Below are 20325 nucleotides of genomic sequence, written 5' to 3' on the forward strand. Positions count from 1 at the left end.
TCTGCCATATCAGTATATGGAGGGAGGAATCCAAGGGTGCTATGATTTCATCATTTCGTTCATTCAGTTCATGTTACAGCAGCTGACAGTTCGGACAAAAATGCGTGCCACGGCCACCAACCACCGTTTTTTCAATTAACGTACCACAAGTTGTACAAGGTTCTGATTTGCGTCCATAGATTTTCAGTTGATGCTGGAACATCCCCATCTCACCCTGTCCATTCACATAGGACTTGATGGAAGATCCACCTGCATTCACTGCATCTTGCAACGTAGCCACAATCGCTTCATGAAGCACCGTTAACTGAGCTTCGGTCAGTGTCTTGGCGATGGTCTCGGGATGGATACCTGCGCGAAATAGAGCCTCGTCCACATAAATATTCCCGATACCAACCACATATGCCTGATTTAAAAGTACAGCCTTGATTTTGGTTGTACGCTTGCCAACCGCCTCGCGGAATGCAGTTACCGTAAAGGCTGGATCAAGCGGCTCCAGTCCCAGCTTCAGCAAAGGTTTGGACACCAGTTCCTCACCTGCATTGAACAGATGCATCGTACCGAACTGACGCACATCCTTATAACGCAATTCCGTACCATCATTAAAATGGAAGATCACATGTGTATGTTTCTCCACATCTTCATGCTGCTCGTACACACCGTACCTTCCTTCCATCCGCAGATGGGAGACAAGCACCAGCCCGTCCAGCAAAATACGCAAAAACTTGCCTCGACGCTCCACCCCAATGACGGTATGTCCCGCGAGTTCCATTGCAAATGCATCTATGTCGTCCGGCCGCTGAATAATCCGCGGCAAGCTAACGGTAACATGATCAATCGTTTTGCCCACAATAAGTTGATTCAATGTTCTTCTGACTGTTTCGACTTCCGGTAATTCCGGCATGATGTTCTCACCTCCCCTATATTATAACGGAAGATGGCGCTCAGCGGGACCCTTTTCTTATATCTCAAACATGGAAAGGCCTTTTGTAAAATACCGGAAGAACCGCGCAGCACTTGATTTATTTCGCTTCGTACCAGTTATCACCAAAGCTGACTTCGGCTTTCAGTGGAACCGACAGTTCCAATGCTTTTTCCATAACAGAAGGGACTAACTCTTTCATCAGTTCCAGTTCATCGGCAGGCACTTCGAATACAAGTTCATCGTGCACCTGAAGCAACATACGGCTCTTCAGCTGGCGTTCCCGCAACGCTTCATCCATCTGTACCATGGCCAGCTTGATGATATCTGCCGCAGTTCCCTGAATCGGTGTATTCATCGCCGTACGCTCTGCGAAGGAACGCAGATTGAAGTTACTGGCATTAATCTCTGGCAGGTAGCGACGTCGCTCCAACAGCGTTTTGACGTAACCATCCTGACGAGCTTCCTTCACAATGTCATCCATATATCGGCGGACACCCTGGAAGACTTCAAAGTACTGATCTATAAACTGCGCAGCCTCTTTACGTGTAATATGCAGGTTCTGTGATAAGCCATAATCACTTATTCCATACACGATACCAAAGTTAACTGCCTTGGCGGAACGACGCATATCCCCATCCACATCCTCAGGCTTCACGCCAAATACATCCGAAGCGGTCTTTGTATGAATATCCATATCATTGACAAATGCTTCCTTCAAGCGCTCATCATCCGAAATGTGTGCCAGTACGCGCAGTTCAATCTGGGAATAATCTGCTGCCAATATGGACCATCCGGGTTCCGAAGGAACAAATACCTTCCGGATTTTGCGACCTTCTTCCATCCGAATCGGAATGTTCTGCAAGTTCGGGAATTGACTGCTAAGTCGTCCCGTTGCAGCAATGGTCTGACGATAATACGTATGCACCTTGCCATCCCGATCCGAAATCTCTTTGAGTAATCCTTCCACATAAGTGGATTGCAGCTTGGCAAGTTGACGATATTGCAGAATATGCTTGACCACATCATTATAAGGAGCCAGTTTCTCCAACACTTCTGCATCTGTCGAATAGCCTGTTTTTGTTTTCTTAACCACTGGCAAGCCCAGTCTATCAAATAAAATCTCACCCAATTGCTTCGGTGAATTCAGATTAAATTCCGTTCCTGACAGCTTGTAGATTTCAGCCATCAATCTGCTGATCTGTTCTTCAAACTCACTGCCCAAAGCCTGTAGATCGGCTGTATTGGCCTTAATGCCCTGTTTCTCCATGTCCGCCAATATGCGTGACAACGGCATCTCTAGTTCATGGAACAGCGAATTCATCTCATCCGTTTCCAGCACCTGCTCCTGAAGTGGAATAATGGCTGCGACTGCAGCAGCTTTGCGGCACAGGAAATCGCCCAAGATTTCTACTTCCGGCACCTTGTACTTGGCCCCTTTGCCCATAACCGTGTCATCCTCAACAAGCGATGGCAGACCATACTTGGTCGTGAGTCCACTAATCGTCTGGTTGGATTCCGTTGGATCAAGCAAATACGCCGCCAGCTGTACATCAAATGACGCACCAGCAAATTCAATGCCATGCGCATGCAGGGCCAGGTCCACACGATGAAGATCATACCCCCGCTTCGGCTGCTCTGAATTACCAAGCCATGTCCGCACTGGAGCCGCTGCCTCGGAATGAAGCAATTCGGGAGATATGAACGTATACGTTCCAGCGGAACCTAGAGCTAGTCCAATCAATTTCGCTTGGTGCGGGTTATCCCCATGTGTCTCCACGTGGAGGACATCAATGGAATCCAGTGAACTGAACAGCTCACTGATGTTGTCTTCTGTTGCAATGGAAGACTCCACCTCGGCAGCAGGGACCGCTTCCTGTTCAGAACCGATGCTGCCACTGAACGATAGACGTTCGAGCAAGGATTTGAATTCCAGCTTCGCCAATGCAGGGCCAGCATGTTCTTCTTTTAATCCAGCGAATTGCATATCCTCCCACGTCTGCTCCAGCGGAACTTCCCGGTGAATCGTCGCGAGTTGTTTGCTCATCCGGGCATCTTCGGCATGGGCCTCAATCTTTTCCTTCATCTTGCCTTTCAGCTCACTTGTGCCGTTCAGCACATCCTCTACCGATCCGAACTGGTGCAGCAGCTTCAACGCTGTTTTCTCTCCAACCCCGGGAATCCCTGGAATGTTATCGGACGCATCGCCCATCAGACCCTTGAGATCAATGATTTGCAGCGGCGTCAAACCATAACGCTCTTTAATCTGAGCAGGATCATACAGCTCAATATCGGTTACACCTTTACGCGTCAGCCCGATATGTACATTTTCGGAAGCAAGCTGCAGCATATCTTTGTCACCCGATACAACGAGTACCTGTCTGCCCGCCTCATCTGCACGTTTGGTTAATGTTCCGATGATGTCATCCGCTTCGAACCCAGCCAGCTCAAACTGAGCGATGCCAAGTCCTTTCAGCAATTCTTTGAGCAAAGGGAATTGCTCTGACAACTCTGGTGGTGTTTTCTCCCGTCCGCCCTTGTATTCCTGGTACCCTTCGTGGCGGAACGTGATTTTGCCTGCATCAAATGCAACCATGACATGTGTAGGCTTATGCTCTTCAAGCAGTCTCAGCAGCATCGTAGTGAAGCCATATACCGCATTGGTATGCAGACCTTTCGAGTTGGTCAGGGGCGGCATTGCAAAAAACGCCCTGTAAATAATGCTATTTCCATCTATGAGAATAAACTTGTCCATTCCAGCACCTCGCGTATTATATGGTCAACCTCTTCAAATTACATCTACTCTCATGATACCATACCCACCTGTCACATCAAAAAGAATAGCCTCTTTCACTTCACATTTAATCGCAAAAAAGAACCTTCTCCGCAGACAGCTGTACACAGCCTACCTGAGAGAAAGTCCTTTTCCATTCATATGATTGCATTACTTAATCAGTACTGATTCCCCAATTCCAAATCAATACTCTTCTACTGATTCAGATCCGGGCGTTTACCTGTCACCAGGTACACCGTGCTCTCACCAATGTTGGTTGCATGGTCGCCAATACGTTCAATGTAACGTCCAACCATCATCAGCAGCATAGCCTGTGAAGCCTGATTAGGATGCTCTGTCATTAACGTGTAGAGATCACTGATCATGTGGCTGTACAGTTGATCAACCTGATCGTCCGTCTGAGCCATTTTATAGGCGAGATCTGTGTTTTCTTTCAGGAAAGATTCAATGGATTCATCAATCATGGATTTCACGATTTCTGCCATTTGCGGGATATCCACCAGAGGTTTAATCAGCTTCTGTCCATCCATCCGGAGTGTCACCTTCGCCACGTCGAGCGCAAGATCTCCCATACGCTCCAGATCACTGGAAATTTTGAATGCCACGATAATACGTCTGAGATCCTTCGCCACCGGCTGTTGTGTGATGATCAGTTTGGAGCCAAGTTCCATAATTTTGTCTTCAAGGGCATTCAGATTCGCATCATTCTTGATGATGACCTGAGCTTTCTCGGCGTTCATCGTTTGTAAACTTTCAATAGCACCATCCAGTGCTGCTCCTACATGTTCACCCATTTGTTTGAGCAAGGTACGCAGCTCTTCAAGCTCCTGATCAAATTCTTTTCTGCGAATCATAGATTTCATGTCCTCCTTATCCATCATCTCCGGTTATCCCGGGATCATTCCAATTCAGCTCGCTTAACCGAACCTTCCGGAGATATAATCCTCGGTTCGGGAATCTTGCGGTGTGGAGAATAACGTCTCCGTATCAGCTGCCTCCACCACTTCACCATTCAGGAAAAATACCGTGCGTCCGGATACCCGTGCCGCCTGATGCATATTGTGGGTAACCATAACGATCGTGTACTTGTGATGCAATTCTTTCACCAGTTCCTCAATCTTCAATGTGGAGATCGGGTCGAGTGCGGATGTTGCTTCATCCATCAGCAGAACGTCAGGCTGTACAGCCAGCGCCCGTGCAATACAGAGACGCTGTTGTTGTCCGCCGGACAAACTAAGTGCCGACTTTTTCAATACATCCTTCACTTCATCCCACAGGGCAGCATGGACAAGACTTTGTTCCACCAACTGGTCCAGTTCAGCCTTTTGGGTTACCCCGTGCAAGCGCGGTCCATAAGCGACGTTATCGTATATGGATTTAGGAAAAGGATTCGGTTGTTGGAACACCATGCCCACTCGTTTGCGCAGTGTCTCCACTTCAATCTCATTACTGTAAATGTCAGAGCCATTCAGCATAACCTGTCCTTCCACACGAACACCCGGAATCATGTCATTCATCCGGTTTAACGTTCGAAGCAATGTCGATTTACCACAACCTGACGGCCCGATGAACGCAGTAACGGTTTTTTCCGGCAGATCCATCGATATATTTTTAAGCGCGTGATGCGTATCATAGTATAAATTAAGATTTTCAATGTGAATGAGGTCCTTCATGGATGTTCACTTCTCCTTCGCTGCAGGGACACGGAAACTCCCTTTACGTTGAGACCGATACTGATAATCTGTTATCGCTGCTCGGCCATCTTTAATATCCTACCCTTTCATTGTAAAAACAGTATCACTTTCATGTTAACGGAATGTAAAAAAGACATCCTTAACCTTCATGATCTGCTTAATGGATCAATCTGATTCCTGATGTCTGCCTTATTGACTACTTTATATTACTCACTATTCGAAACCATCTCATCCAGCTTCGTACGAATGTGCTCTGCCACTTCTCCAGCTTTCCCGCCTTCCATGGCGATCTCCTCTGCTATACGAGACAAATCTCTCACCGCACTGTTCAGTTGTCGGAACGTTGCTCCCCCTGCGGTGACATGTATTGAACTGTCGTCAATCTCCGCTCCGCTTGCCTTAACCAGTTCAACAGTCTGAAGGGTCAATTCACCAATATTCTCTAGCAATGAAGACATGTTACCTGCAACCTCACGGGTCTGTTTTGCGAGCGCTCGAATCTCGCCTGCAACAATCTGAAAACCTCGTCCATATTCACCGGCATGAGCTGCTTCGATGGAAGCATTCAGGGCGAGGAGACCACTTTGATCTGCCAGGGAGCGAATGGAATGTGCCATGCCTGAACCTGTTTTGATCGAATTCAGCATGTGATCCGCATGTTGTCCTTGACTCCCCATATGCAGATGTACCCGGTTATAGGAAGCATCAACGTGTTTCAAACTCTCTTCACCCTGCTTGGACAATGCCATGATCTCACGGGCCTCATGAACGGTCTGATTTGCTGCATGTACCAGCTTGGTGACTGCATCATTGATTCTTGATATCTCCTGTCTGCTCTCGGATACCGTACGAACCCGTTCTGCTGAAGAAGCCTGTTGCAATCTGCGGGAGAGGGACATCACATCACGCATCGTCAGCACACCGAGTAGTCGATCTTGTTCGGTAACGAGCAGACAATCGTAAAAATGCTGTTCATTCCGTCCAAGTGCGATATCAATAATCGTTGAGGCTTCCATATGAATATCTGCTATAACGGGAGATGTATTCACTACTTGTATGACTGGCTTACGGTAGAATAGATCTGCGGCAAAACGGCCATTTAACATGCGATATAACGTCTCTCGCATTAACAATCCAGTAGGTTTCATCTGCTCATCACACAGTACAATACATGGGTGCTCCTGATCTTGATTCATCATCGTCGCAGCTTCTCCACAGGTCGTATGGACCCCCGCGACAGGTACCTGACGATAATAGTCTTGCAAATGGATTACTGGTTCTTCAGCAACAACCGTTACTTCACTATGCTTCATTTCGGATGTTATTAATTCTTCACTATGTAAAACAACATGAGGCTGGTCAGGTTTCACTTCGAGCAACATGGGCATAAATGCGCAATCTCCTTTACGTATTAGCTCCGTCTTGAGATAGATTATGTAGGTATAAAGTATCACCCAGATAAGTCCATGCTACTCCCTCTACGTAAAGTAAAATCCTCCTTTATGTTAAACGAACGTAAAATAAAACTCCCCGATCATTGCTAACTTGAATGATGGGGAGTTTTTCTTTTGACAACCAATTTATAACCTACACCACGAATGGAATCAATGTGAACCGATTCCGGGTCCAATTCCAGCTTTTTACGTAATGAACTGACGTGAACATCCACCGTTCGTTGACCTCCGATATAATCGAAGCCCCACACAGCGTTCATCAGATCATCCCTTGTTAGAACCACACCCGGCTTTTTGGCCAAATATAGAAGTACTTCGAACTCTTTGGGACGAAGGCTGATGGATTGCCCACCCAGTGTCACTTCATATTTCAAAGGATAGATCTCCAGCTCTCCCAGAATAATTCGTGAGCCATCTTTGTCCTCAAGCTGTGGTAAATCTTCGCCATTGGAATAACGTCTTAATACCGCATCCACTCGGGCTAATAACTCAGATACACCAAATGGTTTGGTAATATAATCATCGGCACCCGATTTCAGTCCCTGTACAACCTCGGCTTCACCGTTCTTGGCCGTCAGAATGATAACAGGTGTACTGACACCCTGTATTCTTAATTTGTTCAGAATGTCCAGACCATTCATGCCCGGAAGCATCAAATCCAGCAAAATGAGATCAAATTCCTGGGACAAGGCCCGATCATATCCTGCAGATCCATGATCCTCTGCCGTAACGTCGTAACCTTCCTGTGTCAGGTTATACGTGAGTAATCTTGATAATGTAGGTTCATCTTCAATAACTAGTAAACGCTGTGCCATGATACCCCTTCTCTCTTCATAGGTTGTCTGTTGCCACAACACTTTTTCTATCATAGCACTAATTTGTTAACGCGGTGTAAAACAATACACACTTTTTACATTTTGATAGGGCGTGTCTGAAAATTCTGAAGGAAGCAGATTTCTCCGAATTTTCGTTCCAAGCCAGGAAGTTTTCCGCAGGCGTGCCGGGGCACGTCAAGGGAAAGTGACGCAGCAGGGGGCGAAAAGGCGGTAAAAGATGCACTTCAGCGAATTTTGAGACATGCCCTAACCAGACGCCTACATCTCTTCTTCCTGAATGAATGGAAGGATCACACGGAACGTTGTCCCCATGCCCAGTTCACTCTCTACAGACAATTTGCCATGATGCAATTCCACCAGATGTTTAACGATGGAAAGTCCAAGGCCTGTGCCCCCTGAATTACGGGATCTGCCTTTATCAACACGATAGAACCGTTCGAAGATTCGCGGCAAATCTTTTTTCGGTATGCCAATGCCTGTATCTGACACCGCAAAGACCACTTCATCATCGTTATCCATCGTCACCTGTAACTTCACTCGTCCACCATCCGGGGTATAGTTGATACCATTGGATAACAGATTGATGAATATCTGCTTCATCTTGTCCTCATCTGCTTCAATGTACAGTTCCTCCGGAACATGCATTTCCAGACGAATCTGCTTTTTCTCCGCCACCTTGGACAAGGTGCCCAGCACCATTTCGAAGAAAGAGTGTACATGAACAGGTGAGCATTGCAGCGGCGCGCGTTTAGATTCAATTTTGGATAACTCCAGAATATCCCCAATTAATCGGTTCAGTCGATCTCCTTCATCATAGATGATTTTCAGGAATGATCGCTCTGTCTCCTTATCCTGTACCCCGCCACTGAGCAACGTTTCGGCAAACCCTTTGACCGCAGCAACTGGTGTCTTGAGCTCATGAGAGACATTTGCAACAAACTCACTGCGCATTGACTCCAATCGGCGAATCGCCGTCACGTCCTGCAACAGGAACAACATGCCTCGATACCCGCCATCATCTTCGGACATCGGTACTCCATCAAGACGGATCAGTTTTTCCTCCGGGTTAAACACACTCACTTCTTCATGCATCCGTTCTTTCAGTGCAACACTCTCTTCAATGGTACGTGTTAATTCGTAGTGTCTTTTCAATTCAGTATAAGGCTTACCCGTAACCTTTCCTGCCTGAATACCAAGCATACGCTCCGCTTCGCGATTGACCAGTGCAATGGATTGCCCTGCGTCGATCATGACAATTCCTCCGGTCATGTTCGCGAGGACACTCTGTAGCAACGCTTCATTGTCACGAATCGTCTTCAGTTGGGACTGCAAGCTGTCTGCCATTCCGTTTATCGCAAGCCCCAGCTGTCCGATCTCATCTCTTCGCGTTACATCAACTCTCGCATCGTATTCCAGCTTGGTGATCCGATGGGCCACTTTTGTAATATGCTCAATGGGGGAGGTTAATCCGCGTGCAACCCGATAACTGACAAATGCGACAATTAAGAACAATAGCCCAAGTGCAGCAAACATAATCATCCAACCACGCTGAAGACCCTGATCAACCGCATGCAGACTCATGGAAAGGCGGATGTAGCCATCAAATTTGCCGCTAGGTATCTCAATCATGTCACTTTGATCCGAATTCACAGGTAGTGCTACATACAGCATGTCCTGTCCCAATGTTTCACTGTAACGTATGGATTGCCCGTATCCATCTCCGACGGCACCCTTAATCTCCTCACGGTTCAAGTGATTATCCATCGATGCCGGATCACTCTCGGAATCTCCAATGACCATGCCGTCTTTATTGATGAAGGTTACCCGGGAATCCGTCAGACGATCCAGTTCGAGCGCCCGATCGGAATAATACTTTCGTGTGGCTTCCGAAGTTGGATCACTTGCATCATGGAATGGAAAAGTTGCTTTGAGCAAATTAATCTCGCGCACCATGGTTTGCTCCAATGCGGCTATATGCGTAGTCTTAAACACTCTGCCCATCGTATATCCAGCCACAATGACGGATACGCCGATCAGCACCATCATAATGATGGCAAGGCGAATTCGGAACGGTCTCATCTATCTCTTCCTTTATGATCAGATTAATATTTAATGAATTGCTCTACTTTGAATCCAGTTCAATTCGGTCCCCACGGGTACCCGGATTGGAGATTACGAGAAACTCCACTTCTTCGTCGCTCCGATTCATCATCTGATGCGGCATTCCGGGTGCAATCTCTATTCCTTCATGAGTTTCCAGCACAAACGTCTCTCCATTAAGTTCCATACATGCTTCACCGCTGAGGATGAAAAAAAACTGACGGCTTACCGAATGATAATGTCGTATTTCAGCCGTTCCTGCGGGCATTCGTTCATGAATAATGCTGAGTGTTTCATTTTGAACGAGATGCCAACCATCGCACTGTGCACCCCATATATAATGTGCTGCATTCTGTTTGCTCATTTTCATATGACTTGTCCCTCCGAGTATAATTGCTCGATCTATCATATCACAGATTAAAGAGTTTCCAGTCAGACAAGGCTAATAATAAAATATCATAGTTGTATTAACAGAGATGCCGACTTTTGTAAATAGGTGCTAAACGGCAACTTTGACTTACATATTCATCTGATAAAAAAAGACGCACCGCTCAGCTATGCTGAAAGCGATACGCCTCTCTATATAATCAATTCTATCCTGAGTTTAAACGTTCTTAACGTATTATCCGTTCACCACTTCGCCGCCATTCACATGTATCACCTGTCCACTTACATACGAAGAATCATCGGAAGCTAAATATACATAGGCGGGAGCCAGTTCATCCGGTTGTCCTGGCCGCTTCATTGGCTGCGTTGCGCCGAACTCACTTACTTTTTTCTCATCAAATGTGGATGGAATGAGTGGTGTCCAGATCGGCCCTGGTGCAACGGCATTGACACGAATTCCCTTCTCAATCACATTCATCGATAACGAACGAGTGAACGAAGTGATTGCTCCTTTGGTAGATGAATAGTCAAGCAGGGTTGGGCTTCCGCGATAGGCTGTGATGGAGGTTGTATTAATAATCGTACTGCCCTTCTTCAGATGTGGCAGGGCTGCCTGCGTCACATAGAACATGCCAAAGATATTGGTACGGAATGTACGCTCCAGTTGTTCTGGCGTAATATCCTCCAGATTCTGCTGCGGATGCTGTTCTGCTGCGTTATTCACGACAATGTCCAGTTTGCCCAGTTCATCTACTGTCTGCTGAACCGATTTCTTCGCAAAGGCATCATCACCAATGTCACCTGCAATCAAGATGCACTTGCGTCCTTCTTGTTCGACCTGACGCTTCGTTTCCTTGGCATCTTCGTGCTCACTCAGGTATACAATCGCGACATCCGCGCCTTCCTTGGCATACGTAACAGCAACAGCACGTCCAATTCCGCTGTCACCCCCTGTAATAAGCGCCACCTTACCCGTCAGTTTACCTGCTGCCTTGTATTCAGGCTTCTCAAATTCCGGTCTGGGATGCATCTCCGATTCAATACCGGGGCGTTGATCCTGATGCTGTGCTGGCATTGTTTTTTGATTTTGTTGTGTATTGGTTGACATCTAACATTCTCCTCTCAAAATGTGAACATGTTTGGATTACAGAAGACATGGACTCTAACTGCAATCTTCCTTGTCTTTCGTTCTCTGAAAAAGTCTCATTCTGTAGGATGGCATGAACAGTTCAGATTATTCTCTGCGATGAACAGCAACTTAAGCCTCAGCGCGCTGTCTCTAATCGTTATTTACCACTCTCTTTGGATATCAAACAATCGATTTGCTTCAATGCCTGGTTTGCCAAAATTCGAAATTTATTCGAAATTAGACTGTTTCATGATACAAAGTGTATTCCTATGCTGCTTGGGCTGATGTACAATGTACAGTATACTGATGTGCTTTAACTCTCATTTTTATTGGTTTAATCATTCTAACCTAACATGGAGACCTGACAATGGAATCGCATATTAATACATATATAACACTCGTAGCTACTTCAGCCGTGCTGAATGTCTTTTTGTGTTTATATACCTATTTCAGAAGATCCGAGATCCCCAGTTCCAAAATATTCATTTTCTACACAGCTGCACTCTCCATATACACTTTTGGTTATGCGATTGAGCTGGCCAGCAACACGCTGGAACAGATGAAGTTTTGGACCACCGTGGAGTATATAGGCATGCCCTTCTCCGCATCTCTTGGCCTCATGTTGATGATAAAGTACACAGGAAAAACGTTATCCAAAAAGGTAACTGCCTCTTTGTTTGTAATCCCTTCCATTACACTAGGCATGGTTGCAACCAATGACTTTCATCATCTATTTTATAAAAAAGTATGGCTGAGAGAAGATAGTCCCGTTCCTCTGATGGATATCGCAGTGGGTCAATGGTATGTTGTACACGGTGCATTCACCTTTTCCTGTCTGTTATGTGCCTGCCTCATTCTGATCGGACAATGGAGACATACCAAGAAGATGTATCGTCGTCAATTACTTACTCTCATTACTTCACAGATTATTCCTATGGTCGCAGCTTTTCTGTATTTGCTTGGTTTGACCCCCGGCGGGATGGACCCCGTACCCGTACTCATGTGTATCACATCTGCCATGTATATCTGGGCGATTCTATCCTCACGTCTACTGACCATCGTACCCATCGCCAAAGACAGTATTTTCGAGAGCATGCGTGAAGGTGTTATTGTACTGGATAGTTTCAATCGACTGGTCGATTACAACAGATCTCTGCGTGACATGTTGCCAGAGCTTAATACAACCATGATTGGCCAATCCTTGGATGATATCTGGCTTAATCTTGCTGGAAAGACGTTTCCCGTTGAATACGGAAGAGAAGGATTGCAAACCGATCTGTACTGGCAGTTAAATGGAGAGACCGTCTGTTATCAGGTCAGGACATCTTACGTGTATAACAAGGATGCACAGACTGTGGGCAGTCTAATTATGTTAATCGATATAACGGAACAACGCTTCTTGCAAGAACAGCTGAAACAACTGGCTTATTTCGATGGTCTGACCAAAATCTATAATCGCACTCAATTTTTGCATAGAGGACGGGAGATTTTGAGTGAAGCTCAGCTTAAAATGCAACCTGTATCATTTATTTTATTTGATATTGATCACTTTAAACGCATCAACGATACCTACGGGCATGATGTTGGCGATCAGGCCATCATTCATGTGGTCTCTGTTTGTAATCGATATTTAAGCCCTGAGATGTTGTTCGCCCGTTATGGAGGAGAAGAGTTTGTCATCGCTCTTCCGAATACCTCGCTTCAAGAAGCAGAGAAACTTGCCGAACAACTGAGAGTTGCCTTGTTGAATGACCCCCTGGATGTTAAGGGAGTACCTATTACGCTGACCTCGAGCTTTGGTATCGCCCAGTACAATGGAGGGTCGGATTCACTGGAGTCCTTGTTACGCGACGCTGATACTGCCTTGTACGATTCCAAGCGCAATGGTCGAAATGCAGTGCGTGCATATACTGTGAGTACAACCTAATCAGTGTAGACCGTGTCTGATGGAATATGCATGCTGTTATGTATGGTAGTGCTCCTATAGTTCCAGCTCAAATAAACCGAGGACTGTTGATTTCATCTCGGCAATAACAAAAATAGACAGCCAATGAGGCTGTCTATTTTTCATTTGTTTCAACGAAACACCATCTTACATATCATCCGGCTTGTCCCAATTCCGTCTGCAAACGCTTAACCAACGACTAACAATACATCTTCGTAGGGTGGGTTAAGCGTCCACAACGCACTTAGATCACCTGATTATTCACCATCAGGTACACCATGATTAGCAAGAATACAGCCAGAAGTGTACTGAACATACGGATCTTGCTTTGCTCAGGACCCACATCACGTTTGTTTTTCACACCTTCTGCAGCGAGTCGCAGCGGTTTACCCATAATTCCTCCAATAGCCGCAATAGCCAAGAGCAGAACAACAACGACAGCCATCCAGACATGAGAATACTCGCCTTTGGTCATCAGGTAACCACCAGTAAGAAGTTGGATTACAAGTCCATACTGCGCAACTTTGTTCAAAGAACGAAGCGACGCAAATGCACCCTCTTGTGCTGCAGCATTTAAGGTACGGATTTTACCGACCACAAATGGCAGAATCAAATAGAATCCCATCGCCAGTGCTCCAACAATATGGAGCAGATACATAATCATTGTCAAAATTTTCATCCTCCTCAACATTTTCGGTGTGCTATACATCACATCCCATTATACTGGGGAACTTATCCAAAGAAAAGAAAACCTCCGGGTTTACCGGAGGTTTTCTTTTAGCTTCTGTTCAAAAAGTTTTCAAACTTACAGGTTTACTACCGAAATGACGTTGCGAACCGAATCAGCAGATTTGTCCAATCCTGCTTTTTCTTCCGCAGTCAGGTCAAGTTCGAATATTTTCTCAATGCCGTTACCACCCAAAATGGTTGGTACACCGAGGAACAGATCATTATAGCCATATTCACCTTCAAGATAAGCGATCACTGGAATGATACGTTTCTTGTCCTTCAAAATCGCTTCGGTCATCTGAACAAGTGAAGCCGCCGGTGCGTAATATGCACTGCCGTTACCAAGCAGATTCACAATCTCACCACCGCCAACACGTGTACGCTGAACGATGGATTCGATCCGGTCAGCTGGAATCAGCGTATCGATCGGAATGCCTCCCACGCTCGAATAACGAACGAGGGGCACCATATCGTCTCCGTGACCACCAAGAACGAATCCACGAACATCTTCAACAGATACGTTCAACTCTTGCGCAATGAAGGTACAATAACGTGCTGTATCCAGAACACCTGACTGACCGATAACACGGTTTTTAGGAAAACCAAGGGTCTGATAAGCTGCATAAGTCATCGCATCCACCGGGTTGCTTAGAATAATGACGATGGAATCAGGGCAATATTTTTTCACATTTTCACAAACGGACTTCACAATACCCGCATTCGTATTGACCAGATCGTCGCGGCTCATACCCGGTTTACGGGCGATACCAGCGGTGATAATTACAATCTCAGAACCTGCAGTATCTTCGTAGTTGGAAGTACCGACGATATGACTGTCAAATCCTTGTACAGGACTTGCTTCCATCATATCGAGTGCTTTCCCCTTCGTAGGGTTCTCCAGTTGAGGAATATCAACCAGCACAACATCCCCGAGTTCTTTTTGGGCAAGCATTAATGCGGTCGTAGCACCGGTAAAACCGGCGCCGACTACTGTGATTTTTTTGCGCTGAATAGTCAAGATTCACATCTCCCCTTACAGGTTTTTAATGATTTGATCCGCGAATTCAGAACATTTCACTTCAGTAGCGCCGTCCATCAGACGTGCAAAGTCATACGTTACTGTTTTATTGTTAATGGATGTTTCCATACCTTTGTAGATCAGGTTAGCTGCTTCTTGCCATCCCAAGTGCTCAAGCAACATTACTCCGGACAGAATAACGGAACCAGGGTTCACGACATCTTTGTCCGCGTATTTAGGTGCAGTACCGTGAGTTGCTTCGAAGATGGCATGTCCTGTTACATAGTTGATGTTTGCTCCAGGAGCGATACCAATTCCGCCCACTTGCGCTGCAAGTGCATCGGACAGATAGTCACCGTTCAGGTTCAATGTTGCGATAACATCAAATTCGCCTGGGCGAGTCAATACTTGTTGCAGAGCGATATCGGCAATTGCATCTTTTACGATGATTTTACCAGCATCTTCAGCGGCTTTTTGTGCTGCATTCGCTGCATCTGTACCTTCGTTATCTTTGATGATGTCATATTGTGCCCAAGTGAATACTTTGTCAGCGAACTCTTCTTCAGCCACTTCGTATCCCCAGTTTTTGAAGGCACCTTCGGTAAATTTCATGATATTACCTTTGTGTACCAATGTAACACTCTTACGGTTATGATCAATTGCGTATTGAATTGCTGCACGTACCAAACGTTTCGAACCTTCAGAAGATACTGGTTTGATACCAATACCGGAAGTCTCAGGGAAACGGATTTTGTTAGCACCCATCTCCTGTTGCAGGAACTGGATCACTTTTTTCACTTCTTCAGAACCTTCAGCATACTCGATTCCTGCATAGATATCTTCCGTATTCTCACGGAAAATGACCATGTCTACCAACTCAGGACGTTTAACCGGAGAAGGTACACCGTCGAAATAACGAACAGGACGCAAGCAAGTGTACAGGTCAAGCTCTTGACGCAGGGCAACGTTCAGGGAACGGATACCGCCACCGATTGGCGTAGTCAATGGTCCTTTGATCGCTACGATATACTCACGAATGGCTTCCAGTGTATCATTCGGCAACCACTCACCGTATGTATCGAATGCTTTTTGTCCAGCAAACACTTCATACCATGCGATTTTTTTGTTGCCATCATAAGCTTTTTCAACAGCTGCATCCAATACACGTTTGGAAGCTTTCCAGATATCACGGCCTGTACCGTCACCTTCGATAAATGGAATGATCGGATTACTAGGTACTTGAAGTGTACCGTTATCAATTTGGATTTTTTCGCCTTCAGTTGGGTGAGCAAATTTTTCTAATTTCATAGTTAAAATTCCTCCTAGGTTTCGTATATGCAGTATTCATCATACCACTAGTCTTGTTGAGAGAAGGGTCCTGAGAGCTTAAGCCAGTAAAGCCTCTGCTTTCCAACCCTTCACCTCGTCCATATTATTATACTGTTTTTGCGGCTATTAGCGAAGTTCAATAGAAACGTATTTCTGTTCTGTAGGGCCAGTGTACTCCGCACGTGGACGAATGATGCGATTGTCCGCAAGCTGTTCCAAAATATGCGCTGTCCATCCAGACACCCGGCTGATGGCAAAGATCGGAGTGAACAATTCCTGTTCGATCTCCAGTTGGGTATATACAGAAGCAGAATAGAAGTCTACGTTAGGCTTCAGTCCTTTTTGTCCTGTTACCAGTTCCTCGATCTTCACAGACATATCATACAAACGCGTATCATTGTTCATCTCGCCAAGTTCCTTGGACATCTTCTGTAGATGTTTGGCACGTGGATCACCGTTTTTGTACACCCGATGTCCAAAGCCCATGATCTTTTCACGATTATTCAGTTTTTCCTGAATTGCCGCTTCAAGACGATCAGGCGTACCGATCTCATTCAACATTTTCATAACGGCTTCATTAGCACCGCCATGCAGTGGTCCCTTCAGTGCGCCAATGGCGGAAGTTACACCGGAATAGATATCTGACAGCGTAGCAACCGTTACACGGGCTGCAAATGTCGACGCGTTTAACTCATGATCCGCATGCAGGACAAGAGCTTGATCCAATGCTTTCACTGCGGTCTCGGATGGTTCTTCACCAGTCATCATATATAAAAAGTTCTCTGCGATGGAAGCGCCTTCTTTTGGAGCCACAGGTTCTTTGCCCTGACGGATACGGGCGATGGCTGCCACAATCGTTGGCAACTGTGCTTGCAACTTAACCGCTTTGTTCTCATTCGCTTCCGTTGTCATCTCATCTGCTTGCTCGTCGTACAGTGCAAGTGCAGAGACAGCGGAACGAAGTGCTGCCATGGTACTGACGTTTTTCGGATACAATTGGATTTGTGCAATCAACTCGCTCGGAATCGGCGCGTAATCGCTCAGGCTTTTACGAAGGGATTTCAGTTCATCCGTTGTTGGCAATTTACCAAACCACAACAAATAGGCAACTTCTTCAAAGCTGGCATGTTCAGCCAAATCGTCGATATCGTAACCACGGTATGTGAGCACACCGTCTACAATAGAACTGATCGAAGAGGTTGTCGCAACGATGCCTTCCAGACCTTTGGTAGCTGTCATATTACATCTCTCCTTTAATAAGCGAAATCAGGAACCATTCCAGAGTGTCATATAAGTGCCAAAATGCACCTATTCTCTTTTTGTAAACATTTTCATTTTAAAATTAACAAATATTTCAAACTACGGTTTTCCTATCTGTCAATCGGTATTTACTTATAACATCATACTGGATTTTGTCGTTTATGTGAACATGATGAGAGTTCATTCGCACATCAAACTTCTTTATCGGACCGATAAAGCATTTTTGAAAGCCTTTACAAAAACAAGGTTGACATTTAATGTTTTTTAACCAACCCTGTCGTATGGAGAACTTTCTATTGCTATATTCTGTAATACTAAGGCATACTCTAGGCAAAAGAAAGAATCCCCGTAGATCTTGTTCAAAAGTCCGCTCTTGAACAAGATCTGGTAACATCCCGGCGTTTCAAAACCTTGTAAATGCTCTATATTAATTAAGATAGCCATCTATTTCTAATACTGCTTCATGGATCATACATAGGTCGGCTTAATTGAACTAAGGAGAGTTGATGCTTGGATAGAATAATAATGAAACGCCTGCTCCGTGGCTTATGGGTTATCATTGCGGCCGTTCTGATCGCCGTTGCCATATACTTGCTGTTCCCGCTTTTGTACCCTTTTGCGATTGCCTGGATTATCGCCTATGCCATGAATCCATTAGTGAAACTGCTTCAGCATCGAGCACGATTCCCCCGCTGGCTGGCTGTGACTCTTTCATTGATCCTTTATTTTGGAGCCATTGCAGTGGTGTTGTCTGCGGCGATTACCCGCATGGTAAAAGAGGTCATTTCACTGACGACAAGTTTTGATCTTCATGTTGATGAGATCAAGGACACTTTTGTGCGCTGGACCCAGAATGACACCATTCAAAGTTTGACTGCGCAGATCAATGAATTTTACAAGGAAAATCCCAACTACCAGGAAACCATCAACAGCAATATTAGTAAAACAACTGAAACGGTAGGTACAGCCGTGACCGATCTGGTCACCGGATTTTTCAACATGATTCTGAGTCTGCTGACTTCCCTGCCGAACATGGGCGCGGTATTAATCGTTGTTCTGTTGTCTACATTCTTCATTAGCAAAAGCTGGACCAGGCACAACATCACCGTATCGGGATGGGTACCCTCTTCCATTCGCAAGCCGATCTCCGACATATGGACCGACCTTAAGAAGGCACTGTTTGGATACGCAAGAGCACAATTGATCATGATCTCGATTACAGCACTATTCGTCATGATTGGACTGCTTATATTGCAAGTCAATTCAGCCTTCACCATCGCTCTGATGATTGGTTTGGTCGATCTGCTTCCTTATCTGGGTGTGGGTCTGGTCATGGTGCCTTGGGCAGCATACCTCTTTATGAATGGGGATCTGTATTTGGGAATTGGGATTAGTGTTATTTATCTTATTTTGCTGATCGCCCGTCAGATTATTGAACCGAAGGTGCTCGCAAGCAGTGTAGGGCTCGACCCACTCGCCACGCTGGTTGGCATGTTCGTGGGATTGAAGTTGTTCGGTGTGCTGGGCTTAATTATTGGCCCTGTAAGTCTCGTGATTCTCGATGCGTTCAATCGGGCTAACGTATTACGCGACCTTAGAACGTATATCATTAACGGACGTGTCCGATGAGGCATCATCTTATGAGCACACAGGTAAAATAGAAAAAGGCTTCGTTCAACAGAAATCATCTGCTGAGCGGAGCCTTTTCCATTATGCATAACAACTGGTGTTTCATTTCGGACGACGATAAAACGTAATTTTGCCACTTTTCATTTTTTTCTCCAGCCACCCCAGGAAGAACAGACGGTACACCGGACGTGTTAATGGAAATACCAGTGTAAACCCGATCAGATCTGTTACAAAGCCTGGGATCAAAAGCAAGAAACCACCGACAAAAATAAAAAGACCATCGACCATTTTTCTTCCAGGTACCTTGCCACGCTCCATCTCGGATTTGGCATCCACAAGTACTTTTCGCCCTTCAAACTGCAACATTGCTATACCAATCAAGGACGTGAGAATCATGAGAAGCAATGTCTTTCCGGCTCCGATCCAGTCACTCATCAGAATAAAACCAAATAATTCAATCACCGGAATGATTAAGAGTAAAGCCCACATCCATTTTCGCATTGACGTATTACCCCTTTCCCGAAAGCCACACCTTTTCAAGCGCGCTGTATAACTCAGAGGCTGCCTTATCCAGCCGAACTGGTTTCCAGTCCCCATTCACCCATACATGCTGGGTAGAACCTGTAACTAGCCGTTCACCGGGGAGTGATTCATCAGTGGACCATACCCGTTCTCCAATCGCCATGTGCTCATCAGGTTCTTCAGACATGCGTCTTACGTCATACTCATAGTTCAGTCGCAGACCACTAAATGCAGCAATACGGGTGAAAATGATAATCTCATCATCATATCGGGCAGGCTTGTGATACTTCACATCCAGTCCGGTTACGGGAAGCAGTAACCCCTGTTCCTCCATTTTACGATATGTATACCCCATTTGGCGAATCATCTCAGTTCGACCGATTTCAAACCAATTCAAATAGTTCGCGTGGTAGACCACGCCCATCTGGTCACTTTCTTGATAGCGTACACGAAGACGTGCCGCATACCAGTTACCATTGCTCTGTTCTCGCACGTTATCGGCCTCCTTCGTTCTATCATTCATACGTGTTACATCGTTGTAAAGTGTCATTAAGATGGAAAAAAAGCAACGGGACAAGAA

General features: G+C 45.6%; 17 protein-coding genes. 2 read left to right on the forward strand and 15 right to left on the reverse strand.

The features are described 5' to 3' along the window. Positions 1-73 precede the first annotated feature (73 nt). The 9 genes from mutM to NSQ38_RS26280 all read right to left on the reverse strand — a co-directional run bounded on the left by mutM (position 74) and on the right by NSQ38_RS26280 (position 11292). On the reverse strand, positions 74-901 hold the full coding sequence (gene mutM / locus NSQ38_RS26240; RefSeq protein ID WP_036669994.1) for a DNA-formamidopyrimidine glycosylase: 828 nt from the start codon (positions 899-901) through the stop codon (positions 74-76). Positions 902-1019: 118 nt separating this feature from the next. Beyond that, the gene (gene polA, locus NSQ38_RS26245) at positions 1020-3674 is read right to left on the reverse strand and encodes a DNA polymerase I (protein WP_339784839.1); all 2655 of its coding nucleotides are present in this window, start codon (positions 3672-3674) and stop codon (positions 1020-1022) included. Between the two features lie 233 nt (positions 3675-3907). Beyond that, the gene (gene phoU, locus NSQ38_RS26250) at positions 3908-4567 is read right to left on the reverse strand and encodes a phosphate signaling complex protein PhoU (protein WP_017689478.1); all 660 of its coding nucleotides are present in this window, start codon (positions 4565-4567) and stop codon (positions 3908-3910) included. A gap of 63 nt (positions 4568-4630) precedes the next feature. Continuing rightward, positions 4631-5386 carry a phosphate ABC transporter ATP-binding protein PstB gene (gene pstB / locus NSQ38_RS26255; protein ID WP_036609821.1) on the reverse strand — a complete coding sequence of 252 codons (756 nt, stop codon included), beginning with the start codon at positions 5384-5386 and terminating at the stop codon, positions 4631-4633. A 227-nt stretch (positions 5387-5613) separates the two neighbouring features. Then, entirely contained in the window at positions 5614-6795 is a 1182-nt protein-coding gene (locus NSQ38_RS26260) for a methyl-accepting chemotaxis protein (protein ID WP_339784841.1), read from the reverse strand. 152 nt (positions 6796-6947) lie between these two features. Continuing rightward, entirely contained in the window at positions 6948-7676 is a 729-nt protein-coding gene (locus NSQ38_RS26265) for a response regulator transcription factor (RefSeq protein ID WP_091032528.1), read from the reverse strand. Positions 7677-7955: 279 nt separating this feature from the next. Further along, a complete protein-coding gene (locus tag NSQ38_RS26270; protein ID WP_339784843.1) occupies positions 7956-9776 on the reverse strand; it encodes an ATP-binding protein in 1821 nt (606 codons plus the stop codon). A gap of 43 nt (positions 9777-9819) precedes the next feature. Then, positions 9820-10167, reverse strand: coding sequence for a cupin domain-containing protein (locus NSQ38_RS26275; protein ID WP_339784845.1), 348 nt, complete (start codon positions 10165-10167; stop codon positions 9820-9822). Positions 10168-10419: 252 nt separating this feature from the next. After that, positions 10420-11292 (reverse strand): SDR family oxidoreductase, encoded by an 873-nt coding sequence (locus NSQ38_RS26280; protein ID WP_036669971.1) that lies wholly within the window; start codon positions 11290-11292, stop codon positions 10420-10422. Positions 11293-11680: 388 nt separating this feature from the next. Between NSQ38_RS26280 and NSQ38_RS26285 the strand changes: the two genes are divergently transcribed. After that, positions 11681-13240: a histidine kinase N-terminal 7TM domain-containing protein gene (locus tag NSQ38_RS26285; protein WP_339784847.1), complete on the forward strand. Its 1560-nt coding sequence runs from the start codon at positions 11681-11683 to the stop codon at positions 13238-13240. A 262-nt stretch (positions 13241-13502) separates the two neighbouring features. Here NSQ38_RS26285 and NSQ38_RS26290 read toward each other — a convergent pair whose 3' ends face one another. From NSQ38_RS26290 to citZ, 4 genes are all read right to left on the reverse strand, one after another. Beyond that, entirely contained in the window at positions 13503-13922 is a 420-nt protein-coding gene (locus NSQ38_RS26290; protein WP_036610969.1) for a hypothetical protein, read from the reverse strand. Positions 13923-14063: 141 nt separating this feature from the next. Then, on the reverse strand, positions 14064-15005 hold the full coding sequence (gene mdh / locus NSQ38_RS26295) for a malate dehydrogenase (RefSeq protein WP_036609827.1): 942 nt from the start codon (positions 15003-15005) through the stop codon (positions 14064-14066). A 15-nt stretch (positions 15006-15020) separates the two neighbouring features. Next, a complete protein-coding gene (gene icd / locus NSQ38_RS26300; RefSeq protein WP_076330335.1) occupies positions 15021-16313 on the reverse strand; it encodes an NADP-dependent isocitrate dehydrogenase in 1293 nt (430 codons plus the stop codon). A gap of 147 nt (positions 16314-16460) precedes the next feature. Beyond that, positions 16461-17573, reverse strand: coding sequence for a citrate synthase (gene citZ, locus NSQ38_RS26305; protein WP_017689488.1), 1113 nt, complete (start codon positions 17571-17573; stop codon positions 16461-16463). Positions 17574-18104: 531 nt separating this feature from the next. Between citZ and ytvI the strand changes: the two genes are divergently transcribed. Continuing rightward, positions 18105-19223, forward strand: coding sequence for a sporulation integral membrane protein YtvI (gene ytvI / locus NSQ38_RS26310; protein ID WP_339784849.1), 1119 nt, complete (start codon positions 18105-18107; stop codon positions 19221-19223). A gap of 102 nt (positions 19224-19325) precedes the next feature. Here the strand turns inward: ytvI and NSQ38_RS26315 are convergent, their stop codons facing one another. Both NSQ38_RS26315 and NSQ38_RS26320 read right to left on the reverse strand, forming a co-directional pair. Continuing rightward, positions 19326-19724 carry an FxsA family protein gene (locus NSQ38_RS26315; RefSeq protein WP_036609835.1) on the reverse strand — a complete coding sequence of 133 codons (399 nt, stop codon included), beginning with the start codon at positions 19722-19724 and terminating at the stop codon, positions 19326-19328. 7 nt (positions 19725-19731) lie between these two features. After that, positions 19732-20238, reverse strand: a complete 507-nt coding sequence (locus NSQ38_RS26320) for a thioesterase family protein (protein ID WP_339784852.1) — start codon at positions 20236-20238, stop codon at positions 19732-19734. Between the last annotated feature and the right edge of the window lie 87 nt (positions 20239-20325).

Source organism: Paenibacillus sp. FSL R7-0313, assembly GCF_037969885.1.
Taxonomy (GTDB): domain Bacteria; phylum Bacillota; class Bacilli; order Paenibacillales; family Paenibacillaceae; genus Paenibacillus.

What these genes read in the sequence shown, in the direction of transcription:
- citZ (WP_017689488.1), bottom strand. Translation starts at nt 17,573, where the DNA reads ATGACAGCTACCAAAGGTCTGGAAGGCATCGTTGCGACAACCTCTTCG.
- icd (WP_076330335.1), bottom strand. Translation starts at nt 16,313, where the DNA reads ATGAAATTAGAAAAATTTGCTCACCCAACTGAAGGCGAAAAAATCCAA.
- NSQ38_RS26260 (WP_339784841.1), bottom strand. Translation starts at nt 6,795, where the DNA reads ATGCCCATGTTGCTCGAAGTGAAACCTGACCAGCCTCATGTTGTTTTA.
- NSQ38_RS26290 (WP_036610969.1), bottom strand. Translation starts at nt 13,922, where the DNA reads ATGATTATGTATCTGCTCCATATTGTTGGAGCACTGGCGATGGGATTC.
- NSQ38_RS26315 (WP_036609835.1), bottom strand. Translation starts at nt 19,724, where the DNA reads ATGCGAAAATGGATGTGGGCTTTACTCTTAATCATTCCGGTGATTGAA.
- NSQ38_RS26275 (WP_339784845.1), bottom strand. Translation starts at nt 10,167, where the DNA reads ATGAAAATGAGCAAACAGAATGCAGCACATTATATATGGGGTGCACAG.
- polA (WP_339784839.1), bottom strand. Translation starts at nt 3,674, where the DNA reads ATGGACAAGTTTATTCTCATAGATGGAAATAGCATTATTTACAGGGCG.
- NSQ38_RS26280 (WP_036669971.1), bottom strand. Translation starts at nt 11,292, where the DNA reads ATGTCAACCAATACACAACAAAATCAAAAAACAATGCCAGCACAGCAT.
- NSQ38_RS26270 (WP_339784843.1), bottom strand. Translation starts at nt 9,776, where the DNA reads ATGAGACCGTTCCGAATTCGCCTTGCCATCATTATGATGGTGCTGATC.
- pstB (WP_036609821.1), bottom strand. Translation starts at nt 5,386, where the DNA reads ATGAAGGACCTCATTCACATTGAAAATCTTAATTTATACTATGATACG.
- mutM (WP_036669994.1), bottom strand. Translation starts at nt 901, where the DNA reads ATGCCGGAATTACCGGAAGTCGAAACAGTCAGAAGAACATTGAATCAA.
- phoU (WP_017689478.1), bottom strand. Translation starts at nt 4,567, where the DNA reads ATGATTCGCAGAAAAGAATTTGATCAGGAGCTTGAAGAGCTGCGTACC.
- NSQ38_RS26265 (WP_091032528.1), bottom strand. Translation starts at nt 7,676, where the DNA reads ATGGCACAGCGTTTACTAGTTATTGAAGATGAACCTACATTATCAAGA.
- NSQ38_RS26285 (WP_339784847.1), top strand. Translation starts at nt 11,681, where the DNA reads ATGGAATCGCATATTAATACATATATAACACTCGTAGCTACTTCAGCC.